The sequence below is a fragment of the Bradyrhizobium sp. USDA 4452 genome (genome assembly GCF_054063575.1).
Window position 1 is genome coordinate 1,797,156 of the sequence record NZ_JBSSGK010000001.1, and the last position, 20,441, is coordinate 1,817,596.

Here is a 20,441-nt window from a genome sequence, read left to right on the forward strand (position 1 = left end):
CGGATGTCGGTGAAGGTCGCGGACACAAGTCCGCGCTGGATGACCGCCACCAAAATATCGAAAACAACCCCATGCACAGTAGCAGGGGCCGCCCCGGCCCCAGGACAAGCTACTTGACACGTCGGGCAACTCAGCGATATCTTCTATTATTCCGAATTTTCTGCGAACCTGACAGGGGCATCAAGCAGCTGCTTCAGGCCCGCGTTGGCCTTCATCCAAGAACAGGCGCTCGTCGCCGCGATGCGGGATGACGTGGTCGCAGACCAGCTGCGACGTGTTCGGCTCGACCCTGCCGCGGCATCCACAAAAGGAACGGCCGATCACCTTGCGATGATCGGCCGAAGTCCAGGGAGGAAAAAGCCAAGCCAACGGAACGAAGCGAAGTCGCCTCACTCGGCGGGCCCCCTTTCATTTCTGCTCAGCGCATTCTTGAAATCGCGGGAAGCACGCTTGTCGCGTCCGCCTTCGGCGGACCTAGCAGAGCCCAAACGGCTACGGCCAAGACAAGCGCGCTGAAGAAGCACCACGAGACCAAGCGCATTACGGCATCATCGTCATGGTTGCCAGATCGGCATCAGTGAAGCTTGGCCCGCTCGATGCAAAATAGATTGTAGCGAGCATCAGTACTGAAAACGCTATGTAGCCAAAAATAATCAAGCCGTCATGACTGCGAACAGAAGACGGCATGGTGTGCGAGATCGCCATGACCAATTTCCTATTCAGAACAGCGCTTCGTTGCGCGTCATCATCTTAGGCTTGATCTGCGAAAGCGCTGTGAAGCAATTCACAGCATTCGCGCACAAATTCGCGCCATTCTCGTTAGCCCCTGGCAATTTCCTGATGTGATCTTCATTATTCGAACAACTTGCTGTGACCCCTGCCCAGCGGGCGTCCCCCGGGCATCCCAAGCCGATCGGCACCCTCCTCAAGTGTCAGGAGCCAGCGATCTTTCAGGACATCCAGCTCGCCATCACCAGCAAGGCAGCGAAGCAGGCGATCGGCGCGAGATGGGAAAAATCCCGATGTCGCAGGACGGTCAAAGCTGCCGCTGCGAGGATGACAGCGCAGAGGACCAGGCCCGCTGTGCGGGTTGCCGGTAGTGCGACCAGGATTGCGGCCGATATCTCCAATCCGGCGGTGACCCGGCACCACCACGCCGGATACCCCCATCGGACAAAGTTGCTCCGCGTCGTCGACGTCGCGATTGCATTGAACAGACCTGCACTGGCGAAGGCGGCGGCTAGCAGCCTGATGAATATCACGTGCATGACCTAAGCCACCGCCAACGCATAAGCGCGCAACTCGTCGATGATCGATCCGCGTGAAGGATTCCAGCCGAGCTCACGCTTCGCCTTGTCGCCCGAGATGGTCTGATCGGAGGCGATCGCATCGGCGAAGCCCCGGAGCACCTTGCGCGCCTCTTCGAGCGGCCATGCCGCTACGCGGCCCCTGGCACCGCCCAACTCGCTCGCTGCGCGTGCGATCTCGATGAGCCGCGGCGCCGACCCGTGCGCGCCATTGAAGACGGATCCCGCCGGCGCCCGTTCGAGCGCGAGCGCATAGAGATCGGCCAGATCGTCGGCATGCACGGTCGACCAGCGATTTTGACCGTCACCGACATGAAGCGCTGCACCATGTTCCTTCGCCGATGCGACCATCATCATCGCGGCGCCGCCCCAATTGCCATAGACCCAGGCGGGCCGGATAACGACGGGATGGACGCCCTCGGCTTCGGCGGCGAGGATCTCGCGTTCCAGCGCCTGGCGCCAGCGGACCATCTCGATCGGGTTCAGCGGCGTGTGCTCGGTCGCTGGCGTGTCACCCGTGGAACCGTAGACCAGCGCTGCCACTGGTATAGATGAAGCGCTGACCCGTTCCACGCTGGGCTGCGAGGATCGCACGTGTCGCAATTTCATCGAGGGACGCAGCGTTCTGATCGTTGGGCGAAGCGGCATGGACGACGGCGTCCACGCCCCGCACCGCCGCGACCAGGCTCGCCGGGCCGGCAAGTTCACCCATCTCCGCCGCGAAGCCTCGGTCGAGCAGCTTGGCCGCACTGGCTTGCGACCGGGCCAGCCCCACGACGTCATGACCTGCCTCTTTCAATCGGTGCGCGACCGCACCGCCGATCAAGCCGGTCGCGCCTGTTACCAAAACTCGCATCTCGATCACCCTTCAATTTCGGTGAACCCAACAAAGCGGAACGGCCATGCGGATGGAAATCGCGAGTTCTGATGTGGCGTTATCGATCGCGCCGATGGCGTCAGGCCGAGGCGGCGATTTTGGTGATGATGCCGCGCAGCCAGGCAATGGCCCCATGGGTATCCGCCCGCCGGTGCCACATCAGGTGGAGCGGCCAGGTCGGCAGTTCGAGCGGCGGATCATAAATTGCGATGCCTGCTCCGGTCCCGGCGAACCTCCGTGCGACCCGCGAGGCCAGCGTCGCGACGAGGTCGGTCCCGGCGATCACGAAGGGCGCGGCCAGGAATTGTGGCAGGCTCAGCACGACGCGCCGTTCGAGGCCGAGATCGGCAAGCCTCAGATCGACGATCCCGGAGCGGTCGCCTTCCGGAGAGACCAGAAGATGCGGCGCCGCTGCGAAAGCCTTGAGGCTTGGACCATCCGCGAATGCCGGGTGCCCCTTCCGCACGACGCAGGCGAAACTCTCAAAAAACAGCGGGCTGCTGATGATGCGCGCCGACGTCTCGACGGGGAAACCGATCGCCAGATTCGCCTCGCCGCTGTCGAGCAGCGTGACGGCTTCGTCACGCCCGAAGATCCCGCAGACCCGCACGTTGACGTGCGGGGCATCGATGCTGAGGCGGGCCATGAGCGGCGGCAACAGAACGAACGCCGCATAGTCGCTCATCGCGAGCGTGACGGTATTGTCGGCCGTCGCCGGGTCGAAGCTATCGGCCTGCAGCGCGCTCCGGAGCAGCCGGAGCGCATCCGAGACGGGACCGGCAAGGTCATGGGCGCGGGGCGTCGGCTGCATGCCTGAAGGCGTTCGCACGAAGAGCTCGTCGCCAAGAAGCTCTCGCAAGCGCGTGAGCGCCCCGCTCATCGCCGACTGGCTGAGGCCGATCCGCGATCCGGCGCGCGTCACATGGCGCTCCGCGTACAGCGCATCAAAGGCCTTCATCAAGTTGAGGTCGAAGCCGGCTATATCCATGTGGCCGACCATAGGCGAATGCGCCGAACGGGGATAGGCGGCCATGCCTCGAACGCTCGCCGCCTGGAAGGCGGCGCAGTCTGCAAAGGGTCGATAGGCGCCGCCTTTCTTTCAGTCTATGCTAATGTGGTGCGTCATTTGGTGCACATGGAGCGTGCACTCTCAGGTCAGGAGGCCGATGCATGAAGATGAAGATTGCGAGCTTCGCGTGCGCTCTCGGAGCAGCCCTGGTGCTGTGCAACCTCGGAGTGTCCAGTGCTGAAGCCCGGGCGCGGAAGGCACAAGTCGTTCATGAACGGGCGAGGGTCGTTATCACGACGCCCATGATCACGCCGACTCCGTGGGATTATTATATTGTTCCACGCTATCGCTATCGCCCTGAAGACGACCGGGTCGATCCCTATGCGCCACCCCTGGTGTCGTCTTGGGATCTCTATGAGGGGTGGCGGTGGCCATACGGGTGGTGAGCTGCGATCACGCGCAGCGGATCGCATTCCGACGAACTGCTGGCGGCGCCGCCGCAAACCCCTCTTCCCTTCTCCCCTTGTGGGAGAAGGTGGCATAGGCGGCCAACGGCCGCCGTTTCTAAACAACGCCGACGCTCAGCGTCGGCTACGGCGCTGGCTGAGGGGTTGTCTCCACAGATGAGCTAGTGGAGGGGAACCCCTCACCCGGCTTCATCTCGCTCCGCTCGATTTCGCCACCCTCTCCCACAGGGGGAGAGGGTGCATCTCGTGCGCGGATCGCGCAACGCTCACTGCTTCGCCGGCTTCCTCCCGATCGGGTGGATGTCGATCGCGCGCAGGCGGCCAAGGCGGAGCACGTCCATCGACAAAGTGCGGTCGATCCGGCTGTGATCGAGTGCACGGATCAGGTCGTCGACGCCGTGGATCTCGATGCCGTCGAGCCCGATCACGACATCGCCGGGCAACAGGCTGGCGCGCGCGGCCGGGCTGTCCGGCTCGATCTGCATCAGCAGCGCGCCCATCTTGTTCTCGACGCCGGCAAGCACCGCATGACGCCGCGGCACCGGCGCGGTCTGGCCGGCGACGCCGATATAGGCGCGGCGGACATGGCCGTGGCGGATGATCTCCGACAGCACGAACTGCGCGGTGTTGGAGGCCACCGCAAAGCAGATGCCCTGCGCGCCGTTGATGATCGCGGTGTTGATGCCGATCACCTCGCCGTTCGACGACACCAGCGGCCCGCCTGAATTGCCGGGGTTGAGCGCGGCGTCGGTCTGGATCACGTCCTCGATGGTGCGCCCGCTGACCGAGCGGATCGAGCGGCCGAGCGCCGACACCACGCCGGCGGTGACCGTCGATTCGAAGCCGAGCGGATTGCCGATCGCGACCACGAGCTGACCGCGCCGCAGCGTCTTGGAATTGCCGAGCGAGGCATAGGCCAGATCGCGCGCGCCGTCGGCGCGCAGCAGCGCGAGATCGGTGTCGGGATCGACGCCGAGCACGTGGGCATCGGTGACAAAGCCCTCGGTGTCGCGCAGGCGGATCTCCTTCGACGATCCGACCACGTGGCTGTTGGTCAGCACGAGCCCGTCGGGCGAGATTACGATGCCCGAGCCGAGCCCGCCGCGCTCGCGGGCGCTCCGCACCTTCGGCCCGGTCTCGACCCGGACCACGGCGGGACCGACGCGGTCGGTGACGTCGATCACGGCATTGGAATAGGCATCCAGCAAGGCCCGGTCATCGACTTGAGATGCGACCTGGGCAGCGTCAGCCGTTCGCGGTGACAGCGCGTCACCGGCGGCATCTGAGGTAAAATCCAGCATGGCGAGAATCCTTTGGTCCCCTCAGATGGTGACCGGCTCCCGCCGTCGCAAGTGGTTACGCCCGTGCCTGCCCTGCACCTGCCCGATCGGCTAGGTCGCCCGCCGCAACGTGCCGCCGCGCGCCTTGACCGGATCGAGCAGCGACCAGTCGCCGTCCGGCAGCACATGGCCCTTTGGGAACGGCGCGCGCAGCTCGAGCCCGAGCGAGCGCAGCACGCGGTCGTCGCGGTAGTAGCATTGCAGCACGACGCGGACGAGCGTCGCCGCGGCGACGCCGCCAAGCTTGCGAAACTCCTGCGCCACCGCGTCGCGCCGGGCCTCATCGAGCTCGGCGAGCGGCTTGCCGGCGAGATCAGCCAGATGATCCAGCGCCTGCGCGACCAGCGCGGTGTCGCGGCCGAGCGTTGCCAGCATGTCGGCCTGGATCGCCGGATCATCGGCCCCGGGCACCTTGTACTCGGCGCTTTCGGGCACAATCATCGCGGCGACGGTGCGGAGATCGGCGCGCTGGGCTGCGGTCAGTTGTTTGCTATCGGACATGTCGGTCTCTGGCGGTCTCAGTCGAACAGATTGGCGAGGCGCTGCTTCATCTGGTCGGCGATGTAGAGCGCGAGGGCCTGGATGGTGGAGGTCGGGTTCACCCCGCCCGAGGTGACGAAGATGCTGCCGTCGACGATGAACAGGTTCTTCACGTCGTGCGCGCGGCCCCATTCGTTGACCACGGAGCGCGCCGGATCGGTGCCCATCCGCGCGGTGCCGAGCAGATGCCAGCCGCCCCAGGGGATCGGATCGTTGATGCAGATGTCGGTGGCGCCGGCGGCCTCGAGGATCTCCCGGCCGCGCGCCAGGCCGTGGTCCATCATCTTCCGGCTGTTCGCGCTGATCGTGTAGTCGATCTTCGGCGCCGGGATGCCGTGGCTGTCCTTCAAAACCGGATCGAGCGTGACGCGGTTGTGCTCCTCCGGCAGATCCTCGCAGATCGCCGACACCGCGAGGCGATGGCCGTTGAGCTTGCGGAAGACGCGGTGGTGATCCTTGCCCCAGGGCAGGATCCCCTTCTGCTCGCTCGCGACCGCCTCGAACACCGGCCCGGCGCCGCGGCCGAACTGGATGCCGTAACCGCGGACGAAGCCGCGCGACAGATCGGTGTCGTAGAACTCCTTGCTCCACAGGCAGGTCGGCGGCGCGCGGTTGCTGTCGGTCGGCTCCTTCACGTAGCCGTAGATCTGCGCATAAGGATGGAACATCAGGTTCTTGCCGACCAGGCCCGACGAGTTGGCGAGGCCGTTCGGGAATTTCCCCGACACCGAATTGAGCAGCAGCCGCGGCGTGCCGACGCCGTTGCAGGCGATGATGACGACTTCGGCCGGTTGGAATTGCTCGACGCCGTCCTTGTCATAGTACACGACGCCGGAGGCCATGCCGTGCTCGTTGGTCAGAATCTCGCGCACCCGGCAATGCGTCTTGAGCTCGACCCCGGCGCGGATCGCGTGCGGCCAGTAGGTAATGTCGGTCGAGGCCTTGGCGCCTTGCGCGCAGGCCGGCGTGCAGTGGCCGAGATTGATGCAGCGCGCCCGGCCCTCGTAATCCGTCGTCGCGACCGTGGTGTCGGACGGCCACCAGTGCCAGCCGAGCTTGTTCATGGCCTTACCGATCAGCGGGCCGGACAGCCCGAGCGGCTGCTGCGGCATCGGCGGATGGCTCAGCGGCGACAGCGGGTCGCCCGACAGGCCCGAGACGCCCATCATGCGATCGTTCTCCTCGAAGAACGGCGTCAGCGCGTCGTAATCGATCGGCCAGTCGTCGGCGACGCCGTCGAGCGTCTTCACCTTGAAGTCGGAGGGATGGAGCCGCGGCCAGTGCGCGGTGTACATCACGGTCGAGCCGCCGACGGCGTTGAAGTTGACGACCTTGATCGGCGAATTGTCGTCATTGATCGGGTAGTCCTCCGGCCGTTTGCGGACATTGGGGCTCGACGACCATTCGCCGTAGAATTTCGCCTCCCAGTCGCGCCCGGTGCTCGGATATTCGGCAGGATTCATCCAGCCGCCCTGATCAAGGCAGAGGATGTGCATCTTGGTATCGGCGAGGCTCCAGGCCATCGCGGCACCGGAGGCCCCGGCGCCGATGATCAGGACGTCAACGGGATCGTTCTTCATTCTTGTTCCTTGGGCTTTATGACCCCGTCATTGCGGCGCGATGCGAAGCATCGAATCCGGAATGACCTGCACAAATCGCAGCGACGATAGAGGAAATTCCGCGGCAGAGTAAAGCCGCGCAGCGGGCAGCCCGCCGCACGGAACGGATGCAGCGAAGCTGCACCCGGCAAATCGCGATGGCTGCCCCGCGCCGCGATGTTTGTCGGCGGCAGCAGGACCGGCTAGCCTTGCGGGCAATCAACCGATCAGGGAGCGACGACAGGTGGCAGCCTTGCGCCAGGACAACAGCCTCGAGACGGCTGCGCTGGACTACGACGTCATCATCATCGGCGCCGGCCTATCCGGCATGTACCAGCTCTACCGGCTGCGCGAGCTCGGCCTCACGACGCGGGTGTTCGAGGCCGGCACCGGCGTCGGCGGCACCTGGTACTGGAACCGGTATCCCGGCGCGCGCTTCGATTCCGAGAGCTATTCCTACGGCTACTCGTTCTCGAAGGAGCTGCTCGAGGAATGGGAATGGTCGGAGCATTTCGCCGGGCAGCCCGAGACCCTGCGCTACTGCAACTACGTCGCCGACAAGTTCGACCTTCGCCGCGACATCCAGTTCGAGAGCCGCGTCACGTCAGCGATCTACCAGGACGACACGCGAAGCTGGCAGGTCACGCTGGAGAACGGCGCGCAGCACAGCTGCCGCTTCCTGATCACCGCGATCGGCCCGCTGTCGACCCCGACCTTGCCGCGGATCGAGGGCATCGACGATTTCAGGGGGCAATCGTTTCACACCGCGCGCTGGCCGAAACAGAAGGTCGATTTCACCGGCAAGCGCGTCGCCGTGATCGGCACCGGCGCCACCGGCATCCAGACCATCCAGACCATCGCCGGCGAGGTCGGACATCTCACCGTGTTCCAGCGCACCGCCAATTGGGCGGCGCCGCTGCACAACGGCAAGATCGACGCCGAGACGCAGGCGAAGATCAAGGCCGGCTATCCAGAAATCTTCGCGCGCTGCAAGGAGACCTTCGCCTGCTTCGTCCATACGCCAGATCCGCGCGGTGCGTTCGAGGTCAGCGACGCCGAGCGCGAGGCGTTCTACGAAAAACTCTATGGCGAGCGCGGCTTCGGCATCTGGCAAGGCAATTTCAAGGATATCCTGATCGACCGGGCGGCAAACGCCACGATCAGTGACTTCGTCGCGCGCAAGATCCGTGAGCGCGTCAAGGATCCGAAGGTTGCCGAGATGCTGATCCCCACAAACCACGGTTTTGGCACACGGCGTCTGCCGCTCGAGACTTTCTATTACGAGGTCTACAACCGCGACAATGTCGAGCTCGTCGACCTGAAGGCGACGCCGATCGAAAAGGTCACACCCGAGGGCATCCGCACCTCCGAGAAGGACTACCCATTCGACATCATCATCTACGCCACCGGCTTCGATGCCATCACCGGCAGTTTCGACAAGATCGATTTCCGTGGTGCCGGTGGCGCGCGGCTCAAGGAGAAGTGGGCGCACGGGCCGGAAACCTATCTCGGGCTAATGGTCGACGGCTTCCCCAACATGATGATGCTGATGGGCCCGCACACCGCGCTCGGCAACATCCCGCGCAGCATCGAGTACAGCGTCGACTGGGTCACCGGCCTGCTCCGCTTCGCTCAACAGAGAGGCCTGACCTTCCTCGATGCCACGCCCGAGGGCACCGCAGGCTGGACCGATCACGTCAAGGCGCTCGGCGTCGGGCTGCTCTCGAACGAGGTCGATTCCTGGATGACGGGCATCAACCGCAATGTCGAGGGCAAGCAGACCCGCATTGTCGCCCGCTACAGCGGCAGCGCGCCGGCTTACCGGGCGCGGTGCGACGAGGTGGCCGCAAAGGGGTATGCGGAGTTGCAGTTGGGCTAACTCTCGCACCGACGCGAGGCGCGCGCCGATCGACCGCCGTCGTCCCGGCGAAGGCCGGCACGACACCAAGTTTGATGCACGCTTCGTCAGCCCCTACCACGCATCGATGCACGGGCGCTTGCGGTGCGTGCGCGGCTCCGGCTTTGGCACCGAGCGGAGGCCGGCCATGATCCAGTGCCTGGTGTCGGCGGGATCGATCACCTCGTCGATCTCCAGCACCGAGGCGATCGAGACCGCCTTGCCGTTGGCGTAGAGCTCGGCGACCTTGGTCTGGAAATACGTCTCGCGCTCGATGGGGTCCGCGATCGCCTCCATCTCCTTGCGGAAGCCGAGGCGGACATAGCCTTCGAGGCCCATGCCGCCGAACTCGCCGGTCGGCCATGCCACCGTGAAGAACGAGGCGTGGAAGCCGCCGCCGATCATCGATTGTGCGCCGAGACCATAGCCCTTGCGCAGCACGACGCCGAACAGCGGCACGGTGATGCTGGCGCCGGTGACGAACATCCGCGCGACATGGCGCACGATCGCGGTCTTCTCGGCCTCGGGGCCGACCATGAAGCCGGGCGTGTCGCACAGCGAGACGATCGGGATGTCGAAGGCATCGCACAGCTGCATGAAGCGCGCGGCCTTGTCGCCGGCCGCAGCATCGATCGCGCCGCCGAGATGCTTCGGATTGTTGGCGATCAGGCCGAACGGCTTGCCCTCGATGCGGATCAAGGCCGTGATCATGCCGACGCCGAAATCGCGCCGGATTTCCAGCACCGAGCCTTCGTCGGCCAGCAGGTCGATCACGTTGCGGATGTCGTACACCCTGAGGCGATTTTCCGGGATCGCACGGCGCAGCAGCCGCTGGTCCGGCGCCTTCCAGTCGGCCACCGCGCCCTGGAAGTAGGACAGATATTTCTGCGCCACCGTGGTCGCCTCTTCCTCGTCCTCGACCAGGATGTCGATCACGCCGTTCGGCGACTGGAACGAGACCGGGCCGACCTCCGCCGGATGATAAACGCCGAGCCCGCCGCCCTCGATCATCGCCGGGCCGCCCATGCCGATCGAGGCATTTTTCGTAGCGATGATGACGTCGCAGACGCCGAGCATCGCGGCGTTGCCGGCGAAGCAATAGCCCGAGACCACGCCGACCACGGGCACCAGGCCGGACAGCTTTGCGAACTGCACGAAGGACGGGCCGTCGAGGCCGGTCATGCCGAGCCGGTCGGTATCGCCGGGACGGCCGCCCCCGCCCTCGGCATAGAACACCAGCGGCATGCGCCACTGCTCGGCGAGGCCGAGCATGCGGTCGATCTTCTTGTGGTTCATGTGGCCTTGCGTGCCGGCGAGCACGGTGTAGTCGTACGAGATCACCATGCAACGCGCGCCGTCGGCGCCGAAATCCTTGGCGTTCACGGTGGCTACGCCCGCGATCAGGCCGTCGGCCGGCGTGTTCTTGATGAGGTCCTCGACCTTGCGGCGGCGGCGCTGTGCCGCGATCGCAAGCGAGCCGTATTCGACGAACGAGCCCTCATCGACCAGCTGCGCGATGTTCTCGCGCGCGGTGCGCTGGTTAGTCTTGCGGCGGCGCTCCACCGAGGCCGGGCGGTTCTCGTCCAGCGTGATCGCCTTGCGCGCGATCAACTCGGCCAGATCAGGACGGATGTGATCGAGATCGGTCGCGGCTTCCTCCGCCGTGTGATGACCATCGACCTCGGCAGGCTCGAGGAACAGGATCGGCTCGCCATGCATCAGGGTGACGCCGACGCCGCCTGCGACCTTCGTCACCCGGCCGCCATGCGGCGCGGTGACGAGATGCTCCATCTTCATCGATTCCAGCACCGCGATCTGCTGGCCGGGACGGACCAGATCGCCCTCCGCGACCTCGATCGCCACGATGGTGCCCTGCAACGGCGCGGGCACCGGGAGCGAGCCCTCCGGCGCCGCCTCGCTGGCGGCCGCCTTGACCGTAGTCGCCTCGCTCACCTCGAGCAGCGGCGCGGCATGCGCCTGCGCGGCGCCGACCAGCGCCGCCACATGTGTATCGATGAAGTTGGTGCTGATCTTGTTCCGCGCAAAACTCTGATGCGCCAGGATCGCGCCGAGGAACGGGATGTTGGTGGCGACGCCGCCGATGCGGAATTCGCGCAAGCTGCGCGACGCCTTGTGCACCAATTCGGTCCATTTCGGGCTCGGCGAATGCACGATCACCTTTGCCAGCAGCGAGTCGAACGCCGCAGAGGTCCGGTAGCCGGAATAGCCGAACGTATCGACGCGGACGCCGGGGCCGGACGGCAGGTCGAACACGCTGAGCGTGCCGCCGGTCGGCTTCGTCACGCCCTTCTCGTCCATCACCTCCATGTTGACGCGCAGCTGCATCGCATAGCCGCGCGGCAGCGGCACGGCTGCTTGCGCCAGCCCAAGCGAGGCCAGCGTCGCGCCGGCGGCGACCGCGAGCTGCGCCCGCACGAGGTCGATGCCGAGCACTTCCTCAGTCACGGTGTGCTCGACCTGGAGCCGCGGATTGGCCTCGATGAAGGCGAAGGCGCCCTCGCCCTCCCCGGCTTCGTCATCGACCAGGAATTCGAAGGTGCCGAGATTGTCGTAGCGCGCGGCCGACGCGAGCTGCTTTGCGGCCTCGATGATGCGGGCGCGCAGGCTCTCGCTCAGCGACGGGCTCGGCGCCACCTCGATGAGCTTCTGGTTGCGGCGCTGGATGGTGCATTCGCGCTCCCAGAGATGGCTGATCGCGCCATGACGATCGCCGATGATCTGCACCTCGATGTGGCGCGCCTTGCGGATCAGCCGCTCGACATAGACGGCATCGTTGCCGAACGCGGCCTTGGCCTCCGACTGGCAGCGCGCATAAGCTTCATCCAGCTTCGCCAGGTCCTCAACCACGCGCATGCCGCGCCCGCCACCGCCGGCGATCGCCTTGACCATCACGGCGGCATTGGCGCCGAGCGAGGCGAAGAAGGCCTTTGCCTCGTCGAGTGTCGTTGCACCCGACGTGCCGGCAATGATCGGCACATCGCACTTTTTAGCCAGCGCCTTTGCCTTGGCCTTGTCGCCGAACAGATCGAGCGCGTCCGGAGACGGGCCGACGAAGGTGATCTTCTCGTCGGCACAGCGCCGCGCCAGCTCTGTGTTCTCGCTGAGGAAGCCGTAGCCCGGATGCAGCGCGTCGCAACCCGTGGCCTTGGCGGCCGTGATGACAGCCTCGATGTCGAGATAGGCCCGTGCGCCGCGGCCCGGGATCTCGTGGCTCGCGTCGGCGGATCGGACATGCAGCGAGGCCGCATCGTCGGCGGGATAGATCGCGACCGTCGCGATGCCGCTCTCGGCGGCGGCGCGGGCAATGCGGATCGCGATCTCACCGCGGTTGGCAATCAGTAATTTCTTGAACGACATGATCATTCCACCAGAGGTCAGCGATCCTTCATCGTGGGATCGAGCACGACACGCAAGGATTCGCCCAGCGCGTTGAACGCCAGCGAGACGACGAGAATGGCAACGCCCGGCGCATACATCTGCTCCGGAGCGATTTCCATATATTGATAGGCACGCGCCAGCATGGCGCCCCAGCTCGGGTCCGGCGGCTGGATGCCGAGGCCGAGGAACGACAGGCTGGCCTCCGCCAGCAGCGCCGCTGCGAGCAGCAAGGTCACCTGCACGATGACCGGCTGCAGCGTGTTCGGCAGCACATGTCGTACAAGGATATGCCAGGTCGGCGCGCCGAAGCCGCGGGAAGCATCGACATAGAGCTCCTGCCGCACGATCAGGGTGCGGGCGCGGACGATGCGCGCCAGCGCCGGAAACATCGTGATGCCGATCGCGATCATGCCGTTGGTGAGCCCGATGCCGAGCGCACCGGTGACGGCGATCGCCAGCACGATGGCGGGGAACGACAGGAAGGTGTCGATGATGCGGCTGATGATGTCGTCGATCCAGCCGCCGAAATAGCCGGCGACGAGGCCGACCGGCAGCCCGATCAGGACCGCAACGCCGACCGCGAGCAGGCTGGCATAGACGGTGGCCGGCGCGCCGTAGATCAGGCGCGAGAACACATCGCGGCCGAGATCGTCGGTGCCGAGCAGATGCGCAGGCCCCGGCGGCGCCAGCATGTTGTTGACGTCCTGCGCGGTCGGCGCATAGGGCGCGATCCAGGGCGCGCCGATCGCGACGATGACGAGCACAGACAGCACCAGGATCGACAGCGCCGCACGGAGATCACCGGCGAGCCAGCGCAGCAAACGCCGCAGCCGGGTCGGCCTGGCCGGAGCCTTCGGAAAGGCGAGCGCCGTGTCGGTCATTGCTCGATCCTCGGATCGACAGCGGCACACAAGAGATCGGTGACCAGATTGACCACGATCACCACCACCACCATGGTGAAGACGACGCCTTGCACGATCGGGAAATCGCGCTGGATCGCGCCGCGCACGATCAGGCTGCCGAGGCCGGGAATCGCGAACACCGCCTCGATCACGACGGTCGCCGCCAGCATGCGATTGACCAAAAGGCTGATGATCGTCAGCAGATTGACGCCGACATTCTTCAGGCCGTGTTGCCAGAGAATCCGCGACATCGACAGGCCCTTGGCATGCAGCGTGCGGACATATTGCGATGACAGCACCTCCAGCAACGCGCCGCGCAACTGGCGCGCCACCTCCGCCATGCCATAGGCCGCGATCGCGATCCCCGGCAGCAGCGCGTGCCTGATGGCATCGATCGGCGAGGCGCTGAAGGATTTCGCGCCGGTCGCCGGCAGCCAGTTCAGCTTCAGCGAGAACTCCGCCACCAGGATCATCGCAAGCCAGAAGCCGGGCACCGCGACGCCGAGCGAAGCGATCATGCTGATCAGCTTGTCGATCCAGCCGTTCGGCTTGATCGCGGCGATCACGCCCATCGGAATGCCGGTGACCACTGCCAGCATCAGCGCGATCACGACGATCAAGAGCGTATTCGGGAAGGCGCGCCCGATCGAATCGGCGACCTTCTCGCCGGTCAGCAGCGATTGCGAGAGGTCGCCCTGCACGACATGGCCGAGCCAGGCGCCGTATTGCACCAGGAACGGCCGGTCGAGGCCGTAGAGCTGCCTGATCTCGGTGATCCGCGCATCGGTGGCGTTGTCACCTGCCAGCGTCACGGCGATGTCGCCGGGCACCAGCTTGAGCAACGCGAACACCATCAAGGTCGCGAGCACGATCACGGGCAGCGCCTGCAACAGGCGGCTGCCGATGACCTTGACCGGTGACCGTCGCGCCATCGATTAACTCTCCAGCCAGACGTCGTCGTATTTCGGCTTGCCGAGCAGGTTCGGCCGATAGCCTTGCACCTTCTTGTTCATGGCGACCAGTTCGAACTGGAACGCGAGCGGCACCACGAAGGCGTTTTCCATCACCAGCCGTTGCACGGCGGCGAAGGCCTTGCGCCGGACCTCGATATCCTCCGAGGCGCGCGAGTCCTTGATTGCGGCCTCGAGCTCCGGAGGCACCGAGGCGCGGCCGGCATTGTAATAGGCTTCCCTGGTAAACATCAGCGAATAAGTGAGGCTCGGGTCGGGCCGCCCGGTCCAGGCCGAGAGCAAGCCGGCACCCTTCTTCTCCGCACCGAAGAATGCAGCAGAGGCTTCCGCGACCGTTCCGTTGACGAACTTCACGTTGATACCGGCCTTGCGCAATTGCTCGATCAGGATCTCCTCGCGCTGCACCGAATCCTGATCGGTGTAGCCGCCGATCTCGATCGGGGTGCCTTCCTTGAAATCGGCTTCTGCTAGCAGCTTGCGCGCCTTGTCGGGATCGTAAGGATAGAGCTTTGCGACCTCGGCATCATAAGCCCAGTGCGCCTTCGGCAAGTTCATGCAGGCCGGCTCGGCGAGGCCGGCGAGCGCAGCCTTGACGAAGGCCTCGCGATCGATCGCGAAGTTCAGCGCCTGGCGGACCTTGACATTGTCGAATGGCGGCTTGGCCCAGTTCAGGAAGATCTGGAACACGTAGAGCGTCGGGCCGTGCACCACCTTGACGCTCGACGCGCGTTCGATGATCGCCTTCTGCCGCGGCGGCAGCTGGTAGATCAGGTCGTTCTGGCCCGCGGAAACCGAGCGCGCCCCCGTCGTCAGTTCCGGAATGATCGAGAATTCGATGCCGTCCGGATAGGGCCGGTTCGGCTTCCAGTATTTCTCGTTGCGCTTGACCACGATCTTTTCGCCGTCGGCCCAGCTCACGAACACATAAGCACCGGCGCCAACCGGCTTGCGGGTCACGACGCCACCGTCAGCTGCCTTCAGGGCGGTCGGCGACACCATCATGCCGGCGCGATCGGAGAGGATGCCCGGCAGCGCGGTATCCGGCGTCTTCAGCTTCAAGGTCACCTGCTGCGGGCCGGTGACTTCGACCGCCTCCACCGACAACAAATCGGCCTTGATGTTCGACTTCGCATCGCTCCGGTTGCGATCGAGGTTGAACTTGACGGCTTCCGCATCGAGCGGCGTACCGTCATGGAAGGTGACACCTGAGCGGATGTTGAGCACCAGCGTATTCGGATCGGTAAACTTCCAGCTCTCGGCAAGCCCCGGCTTCGGCTTCAGCGTGTCGAACTCCCATTCGGTCAGCGTGTCGTACATCGTGAACAGGAAGGCGTGGTCGGAGCCGGCGCCGCCGGTCGCCGGATCGAGGCTCGACGGATTGGCCGGCGCCGAGATCCGCAAGGTGCCGCCCTTCTTCGGCGCGCTTTGTGCGAAGGCGCGGCCGCCAAGCGTGGTGCTCGCCAGCGCGCCCGAGATCAGCGCCATGGCCTCGCGTCGTGTCGTCATCGTCATGGCGTTCTCTCCGGTACGTTGGGCAAATAATTCGGGCGGTCGGCGAAATGACAGGCCACCCAGTGATCGGGCATCAGCTCGCGCCACTCCGGCACGCGCTCGGTGCAGAGCGGCTGCGCGTGCGGGCAGCGGGTGCGGAAGCGGCACCCCGCCGGCGGATCGATCGGGCTCGGCACCTCCCCCTGCAATACGATGCGACTCTCCTGTCGCATCGACGACGGCAGCGGCCGCGGCTCGGCCGACAGCAGCGCGATTGTGTAGGGATGCAGCGGCCGCTCGGCGACCTCTTCAGTGGGCCCAAGCTCGACGAACTGGCCGAGATACATCACCGCAACGCGCTCGCTGATATGCGACACCACGGCGAGATCGTGGGTGATGAAGACGTAGGTCAGGCCGAGATCGCGCTGCAGATCGGCAAACAGGTTGAGCACGTCGCCGCGGATCGACATGTCGAGCGCGGCCACCACTTCGTCGCAGACGATCAGTTTCGGCTTCAGCGTCAGTGCACGCGCGATCACGACGCGCTGCTTCTGGCCACCGGACAGCTGATGCGGATAACGCTCGCCGAACTCCTGCGGCAGGCCGACGCGCTCCAATGCCTCGCGCGCCTGCCGCTCGCGCTCGATTCGGCTGCCGACACCGGCAAGCTCCAGCGGCTCCAGCACGGACGCAAGGATTGTCATGCGTGGATTCAGCGCGGCATTTGGATCCTGGAAGATGATCTGGTAGTCACGGCGATGATTTTGAAATTCCCGGCGCGACAGTGCCATCGGGTCGATGCCGTCATGCAGGATGGCGCCGGCGCTGGGGTTCAGCAGGAACACCAGCGCGCGGCCGATCGTGGTCTTGCCCGAGCCGGACTCACCGATGATGCCGAAGGTCTCGCCGCGGCGAACGTCGAAATTGACGCCGTCGACCGCCTTCACGGTGGCACGGCGGTCCGAGGTCTGGAAGCGAACCTGGAGGTCGCGCACCGAGACGATGGGCTCGTCGCGTTGTTCAGCGGATGCCGCGGTCATTGCGTCGCGACCTTCGCAGCAGTAGGCGTATCGGGCGGGTGCAGCGCGCCCGGCAGATTGAGCTCGGCAAAGCGCCAGCAGCGCACCTTGCGGCCGCCGCCGGCATCCTGCAATTTCTGCTCGGCCTCGCAGCCTTCGGCCGCATGGGCGCAGCGGGCACGGAAGCGGCAGCCGGCCGGCATCTCCGCGATCGACGGCACCCGGCCGGGGATCGACGGCAGCCGGCCGTGGCGCGGGCTCAGATGCGGCAGCGAGCGCAACAGGCCGGACGTATAGGGATGCAGCGGCCGCACCAGCGCCTCGTCGACGGTGGCGTCCTCGATCACCTCGCCGGCATACATCGTAATCATCCGCGTGCAGGTCTCGGCGACGACGCCGAGATCGTGGGTGATCAGCATCAGCGCGGTCTTCGAGGTCTCGCTGATGTCGCGCAGCAGCTCGAGAATCTGCGCCTGCACGGTGACGTCGAGCGCGGTGGTCGGCTCGTCCGCGATCAGCAGCTGCGGCCCGCAGATCAGGCTCGCCGCGATCATCACGCGCTGGCGCATGCCGCCGGAGAGCTGGTGCGGATAGTCGTCGATCCGTCGCTCCGGCGAGGCGATGCCGACGCGGCGGAGCATCTCCAGCGTTTTGGCGCGGGCTTCCTCGTAGCTGACATCGGTATGGACGCGCAGCGTCTCGGCGATCTGGTGGCCGACGGTGAAGACCGGATCCAGCGCGCTCATCGGCTCCTGGAAGATCATCGCGATCCGCTTGCCCCGGATGGCGCGCATCTGTCGCGCGCTGCAGGAGGCGAGATCGGTGCCGTCGAACAGGATCTTGCCGTCGAGCCCGGCGAAGTTGCCCGGCAACAACCGCAGGATCGACAGGCCGGTGATGGTCTTGCCGCAGCCGCTCTCGCCGACGATGCCGACGCGCTCGCCCGGCGCGATATCGAAATCGATCCGCCGCGTCGCCTGCCAGATGCCCTGCGTGGTCTTGAAGCGGATGCCGAGCCCGCGCACGGACAGCAGCGGCTGTGCGCCGTCGCGCGCAACCTCCGTCCTGCGCTGTGCCGGTGGCCCTGCTGCCATCAGCCCGCCGCCCGCTTCTTCTCTTTCACCAGCTGCTCCTCCATCAGCATCTCGGTGCCGATGATGCCCTCGCGGGTGAGCTCTTCCAGCTCGGCGTCGGAGAGGCCGAGCATGCCGGAAAGAATCTCGCGATTGTGCTCGCCGAGCGTCGGCGGCACCGAGCGGATCGCAAACGGCGCATCGCCTTCGCGGAACGGCATCGATGGCTGCGGATGCTTGCCGATGAAGGCGCGATCGACCTGCTGAATGAAGCCGCGGGCGTCAAGCTGCGGGTCGTCAAGCAGATCGATCGGCAGGCGGGCCACGCCGGAGGCGACCCCAGCAGATTGCAGTGCGGCCATCGCCGCATCGGCCTCGCGGTTCGAGGTCCATGCCGTGATCGCAGCCTCGATCTCGGCCTCGATCGCGCGGCGGCCCGCGGCCGTCCTGAGCGTGTCGTCCGCCGCCCAATCCTCGCGGCCGAGCAGCCGCGCGAGTCTCGGCCACATCGCGTCGTCGGATACCGCGACCACGATCCAGTTGTCGTCGCCTTCGCAGCGAAAGCAGCCATGCGGCACGAAATCGGGATGGCGGTTGCCAAATTTGGACGGCGGCTTGCCGTCGATCGAATGCGCGACGATCCAGGGTGCGGCGAACGGCATCATGCATTCGATCTGTGCGAGATCGATGAACTGGCCCTGCCCTGTGAGTTTTGCATGGATCAGCGCGGTCAACACCGCGGCAGCGCCGTTGAGGCCGCCGACGGCGTCGCCGAACGCGGTGTGGCTCATCACCGGCGGGCCGCCGGGATCGCCGACCACGCTGGGCAGGCCGGAGCCCTGCTCCAGGGTCGAGCCATAGGCGCGGCAATCGCGGTGCACGCTGCCCGCGCCGAACGCCGACATCGACATCATCACGAGCTTCGGATTGAGCTTGCTCAGCACCTCGTAGCCGAGGCCGAGCTTGGGCAGCACCTCGACCGAATAATTGTCGACCACGAGGTCGGCATCGGCGAGCAGGCGTTTTGCGAGCGCAAGCCCCTTCGGCCGGGTCAGATCGAGCGTGATACCGCGCTTGTTGCGGTTCATGATGCAGTAGCGCACCGACTTCTCGTACATCTGCTCCAGCACATAGGCCGGACGGCGGTCGACGCCGCGCCACCAGTCCGGATATTGCGTCGCCTCGATCTTGATGACGTCGGCGCCGAGATCGGCGAGCGTGCGGGTGCAGATCGGCCCGGCCCAGCCCATCGAGAAGTCGACGACGCGGATGCCCTCGAGCGGGAGGCGATCGGTCGGAGCCGGCTTCGGCCCCGACACACGCGGCGCGGCCTCACGCCTCGCCTGCTGCTCACCGAGATCGGGTACCCGGCCGCCCCGCAGCGGCGGCGTTGCCGTCAGCCGCTGCATCGTGCCGGCGGAGAAGCCGGCCTCGTCACCGACCGTGATCGGAACGATGGCACCGCGCGCAAGTTTCTCTTCATCGGCGATCAGGTCCGATATCTCCGGCACCGGCACGATCGGGATCTTGCGCTTGAGGCCTTCAGTGAACCATTCCTGCGCGGTGCGCTGCTTCAGCTTCGGCAGGATCCTGCCTTCGATTTCGGCGACGTGGCGCAGCCGGTCGACGCCCATGACCAGCGTCGGATCGTCGCGCAGCTCATCGAGCCCGAGCATCTCACAGAACGCGCGCCACTGCGCCGGGGTCACCGTGGTAACGCCGAGCCAGCCCTGTTTGGTCTCGTAGATGCCGACCGGAAAGGTCGGCCAGAACCGGTTGACGCCGATCCGCCGCATGATGTCGCCGCGCTGGAACGCCTCGAACATGATGTATTCGGTGACGGCGATAGAGGCCTCGAACAGGCTGAGATGGCTTTCGCGGCCGCGCCCGTCCTGCATACGTCCCAGCACCGAAGACGCCGCAGCGATGAAGCCCCACAGCCCACCGAGGATCCCGGTCTGAAAATCCGGCGCGTGCATCGGTGGTCCCTGCTCGGGTCCGACCAGCTTCACGAGGCCGGTGAGCGCGCGGATCGTGGAGTCGGTTGCCGCGAAATCGGCATAGGGACCGCGATCGCCGAACCAACTGAGATCGAGATGGATCAGGCCCGGGTTGTCGCGCTTGATCGCAGCGAGTTCGATGTCGGGACAATCCGCCGCAGCGATGCCGCGCCCGTCGAGCAGGATGTCGCAGCCCGTGACCAGCTCGCGCAGGCGCGCGGCGTCGCCCTGTTGGAGCACGACACTCGATTTGTTGAAATTGAGAAACGCAAACCACGCGCTGTGCCCCTGCGGCGTCAGCGGCGCGGTGCGGCGGAGCGGATCACCCTCCGGCGGCTCGACCTTCTGCACGTCGGCGCCGAAATCGGCGAACAGCCGCGCGCAATAGCTCGTCGCCGCTGCACTTCCGATCTCGACAATCCGCAGATGCGACAACGCACCCATCAGGCTTCCTCGCGAACAACATGACCAGCCGGAGACAGCGGCTGATTCAGTTTCTTTGTTGAGTTGAACTTGAAGCCGCGCCGACTGTGTGATGCAAGTGGAATTTT

17 protein-coding genes are annotated in these 20,441 nt (G+C 65.6%); 2 read left to right on the forward strand and 15 right to left on the reverse strand.

Annotation, left to right across the window (positions count from 1 at the left end; translation table 11 throughout):
• Positions 1–540: 540 nt before the first annotated feature.
• The 5 genes from ACVISU_RS08580 to ACVISU_RS08600 all read right to left on the reverse strand — a co-directional run bounded on the left by ACVISU_RS08580 (position 541) and on the right by ACVISU_RS08600 (position 3,217).
• Complete coding sequence (locus tag ACVISU_RS08580; protein ID WP_157113625.1) at positions 541–705, reverse strand: hypothetical protein; 165 nt, start codon at positions 703–705, stop codon at positions 541–543.
• 245 nt (positions 706–950) lie between these two features.
• Positions 951–1,268, reverse strand: a complete 318-nt coding sequence (locus ACVISU_RS08585) for a DoxX family protein (protein WP_456706640.1) — start codon at positions 1,266–1,268, stop codon at positions 951–953.
• 3 nt (positions 1,269–1,271) lie between these two features.
• On the reverse strand, positions 1,272–1,850 hold the full coding sequence (locus tag ACVISU_RS08590) for an NAD-dependent epimerase/dehydratase family protein (RefSeq protein ID WP_456706641.1): 579 nt from the start codon (positions 1,848–1,850) through the stop codon (positions 1,272–1,274).
• Complete coding sequence (locus ACVISU_RS08595; protein WP_456710781.1) at positions 1,819–2,163, reverse strand: NAD-dependent epimerase/dehydratase family protein; 345 nt, start codon at positions 2,161–2,163, stop codon at positions 1,819–1,821. The genes ACVISU_RS08590 and ACVISU_RS08595 overlap by 32 nt, the downstream gene beginning before the upstream one ends.
• 100 nt (positions 2,164–2,263) lie before the next feature.
• Entirely contained in the window at positions 2,264–3,217 is a 954-nt protein-coding gene (locus ACVISU_RS08600) for a LysR family transcriptional regulator (protein ID WP_456706642.1), read from the reverse strand.
• Positions 3,218–3,354: 137 nt separating this feature from the next.
• Between ACVISU_RS08600 and ACVISU_RS08605 the strand changes: the two genes are divergently transcribed.
• Positions 3,355–3,639, forward strand: coding sequence for a hypothetical protein (locus ACVISU_RS08605; protein WP_347336843.1), 285 nt, complete (start codon positions 3,355–3,357; stop codon positions 3,637–3,639).
• 287 nt (positions 3,640–3,926) lie between these two features.
• On the opposite strand, the gene ACVISU_RS08610 is transcribed toward ACVISU_RS08605, so the two are convergent.
• The 3 genes from ACVISU_RS08610 to ACVISU_RS08620 all read right to left on the reverse strand — a co-directional run bounded on the left by ACVISU_RS08610 (position 3,927) and on the right by ACVISU_RS08620 (position 7,120).
• The gene (locus ACVISU_RS08610) at positions 3,927–4,961 is read right to left on the reverse strand and encodes a S1C family serine protease (protein WP_050405885.1); all 1,035 of its coding nucleotides are present in this window, start codon (positions 4,959–4,961) and stop codon (positions 3,927–3,929) included.
• A 90-nt stretch (positions 4,962–5,051) separates the two neighbouring features.
• Positions 5,052–5,501, reverse strand: a complete 450-nt coding sequence (locus ACVISU_RS08615) for a hypothetical protein (protein ID WP_050405884.1) — start codon at positions 5,499–5,501, stop codon at positions 5,052–5,054.
• 17 nt (positions 5,502–5,518) lie between these two features.
• Entirely contained in the window at positions 5,519–7,120 is a 1,602-nt protein-coding gene (locus ACVISU_RS08620) for a GMC family oxidoreductase (protein ID WP_456706643.1), read from the reverse strand.
• Between the two features lie 262 nt (positions 7,121–7,382).
• Here ACVISU_RS08620 and ACVISU_RS08625 point away from each other — a divergent pair, with 262 nt between their 5' ends.
• Complete coding sequence (locus ACVISU_RS08625; RefSeq protein ID WP_456706644.1) at positions 7,383–9,017, forward strand: flavin-containing monooxygenase; 1,635 nt, start codon at positions 7,383–7,385, stop codon at positions 9,015–9,017.
• A gap of 93 nt (positions 9,018–9,110) precedes the next feature.
• Here the strand turns inward: ACVISU_RS08625 and ACVISU_RS08630 are convergent, their stop codons facing one another.
• Genes ACVISU_RS08630 through ACVISU_RS08660 form a run of 7 tightly spaced genes read right to left on the reverse strand, consistent with a single transcriptional unit; the run spans position 9,111 to position 20,334 of the window.
• Positions 9,111–12,413, reverse strand: a complete 3,303-nt coding sequence (locus ACVISU_RS08630) for a carboxyl transferase domain-containing protein (RefSeq protein WP_456706645.1) — start codon at positions 12,411–12,413, stop codon at positions 9,111–9,113.
• Between the two features lie 17 nt (positions 12,414–12,430).
• Positions 12,431–13,315, reverse strand: a complete 885-nt coding sequence (locus ACVISU_RS08635; protein WP_456706646.1) for an ABC transporter permease — start codon at positions 13,313–13,315, stop codon at positions 12,431–12,433.
• The gene (locus ACVISU_RS08640; RefSeq protein ID WP_456706647.1) at positions 13,312–14,268 is read right to left on the reverse strand and encodes an ABC transporter permease; all 957 of its coding nucleotides are present in this window, start codon (positions 14,266–14,268) and stop codon (positions 13,312–13,314) included. The genes ACVISU_RS08635 and ACVISU_RS08640 overlap by 4 nt, the downstream gene beginning before the upstream one ends.
• 3 nt (positions 14,269–14,271) lie before the next feature.
• Positions 14,272–15,819, reverse strand: coding sequence for an ABC transporter substrate-binding protein (locus ACVISU_RS08645; RefSeq protein WP_456706648.1), 1,548 nt, complete (start codon positions 15,817–15,819; stop codon positions 14,272–14,274).
• Entirely contained in the window at positions 15,816–16,838 is a 1,023-nt protein-coding gene (locus ACVISU_RS08650; RefSeq protein ID WP_456706649.1) for an ABC transporter ATP-binding protein, read from the reverse strand. Before ACVISU_RS08650 ends, ACVISU_RS08645 begins: the two co-directional genes overlap by 4 nt.
• Entirely contained in the window at positions 16,835–17,911 is a 1,077-nt protein-coding gene (locus ACVISU_RS08655; RefSeq protein ID WP_456706650.1) for an ABC transporter ATP-binding protein, read from the reverse strand. Before ACVISU_RS08655 ends, ACVISU_RS08650 begins: the two co-directional genes overlap by 4 nt.
• Complete coding sequence (locus ACVISU_RS08660; RefSeq protein ID WP_456706651.1) at positions 17,911–20,334, reverse strand: CaiB/BaiF CoA transferase family protein; 2,424 nt, start codon at positions 20,332–20,334, stop codon at positions 17,911–17,913. The genes ACVISU_RS08655 and ACVISU_RS08660 overlap by 1 nt, the downstream gene beginning before the upstream one ends.
• Between the last annotated feature and the right edge of the window lie 107 nt (positions 20,335–20,441).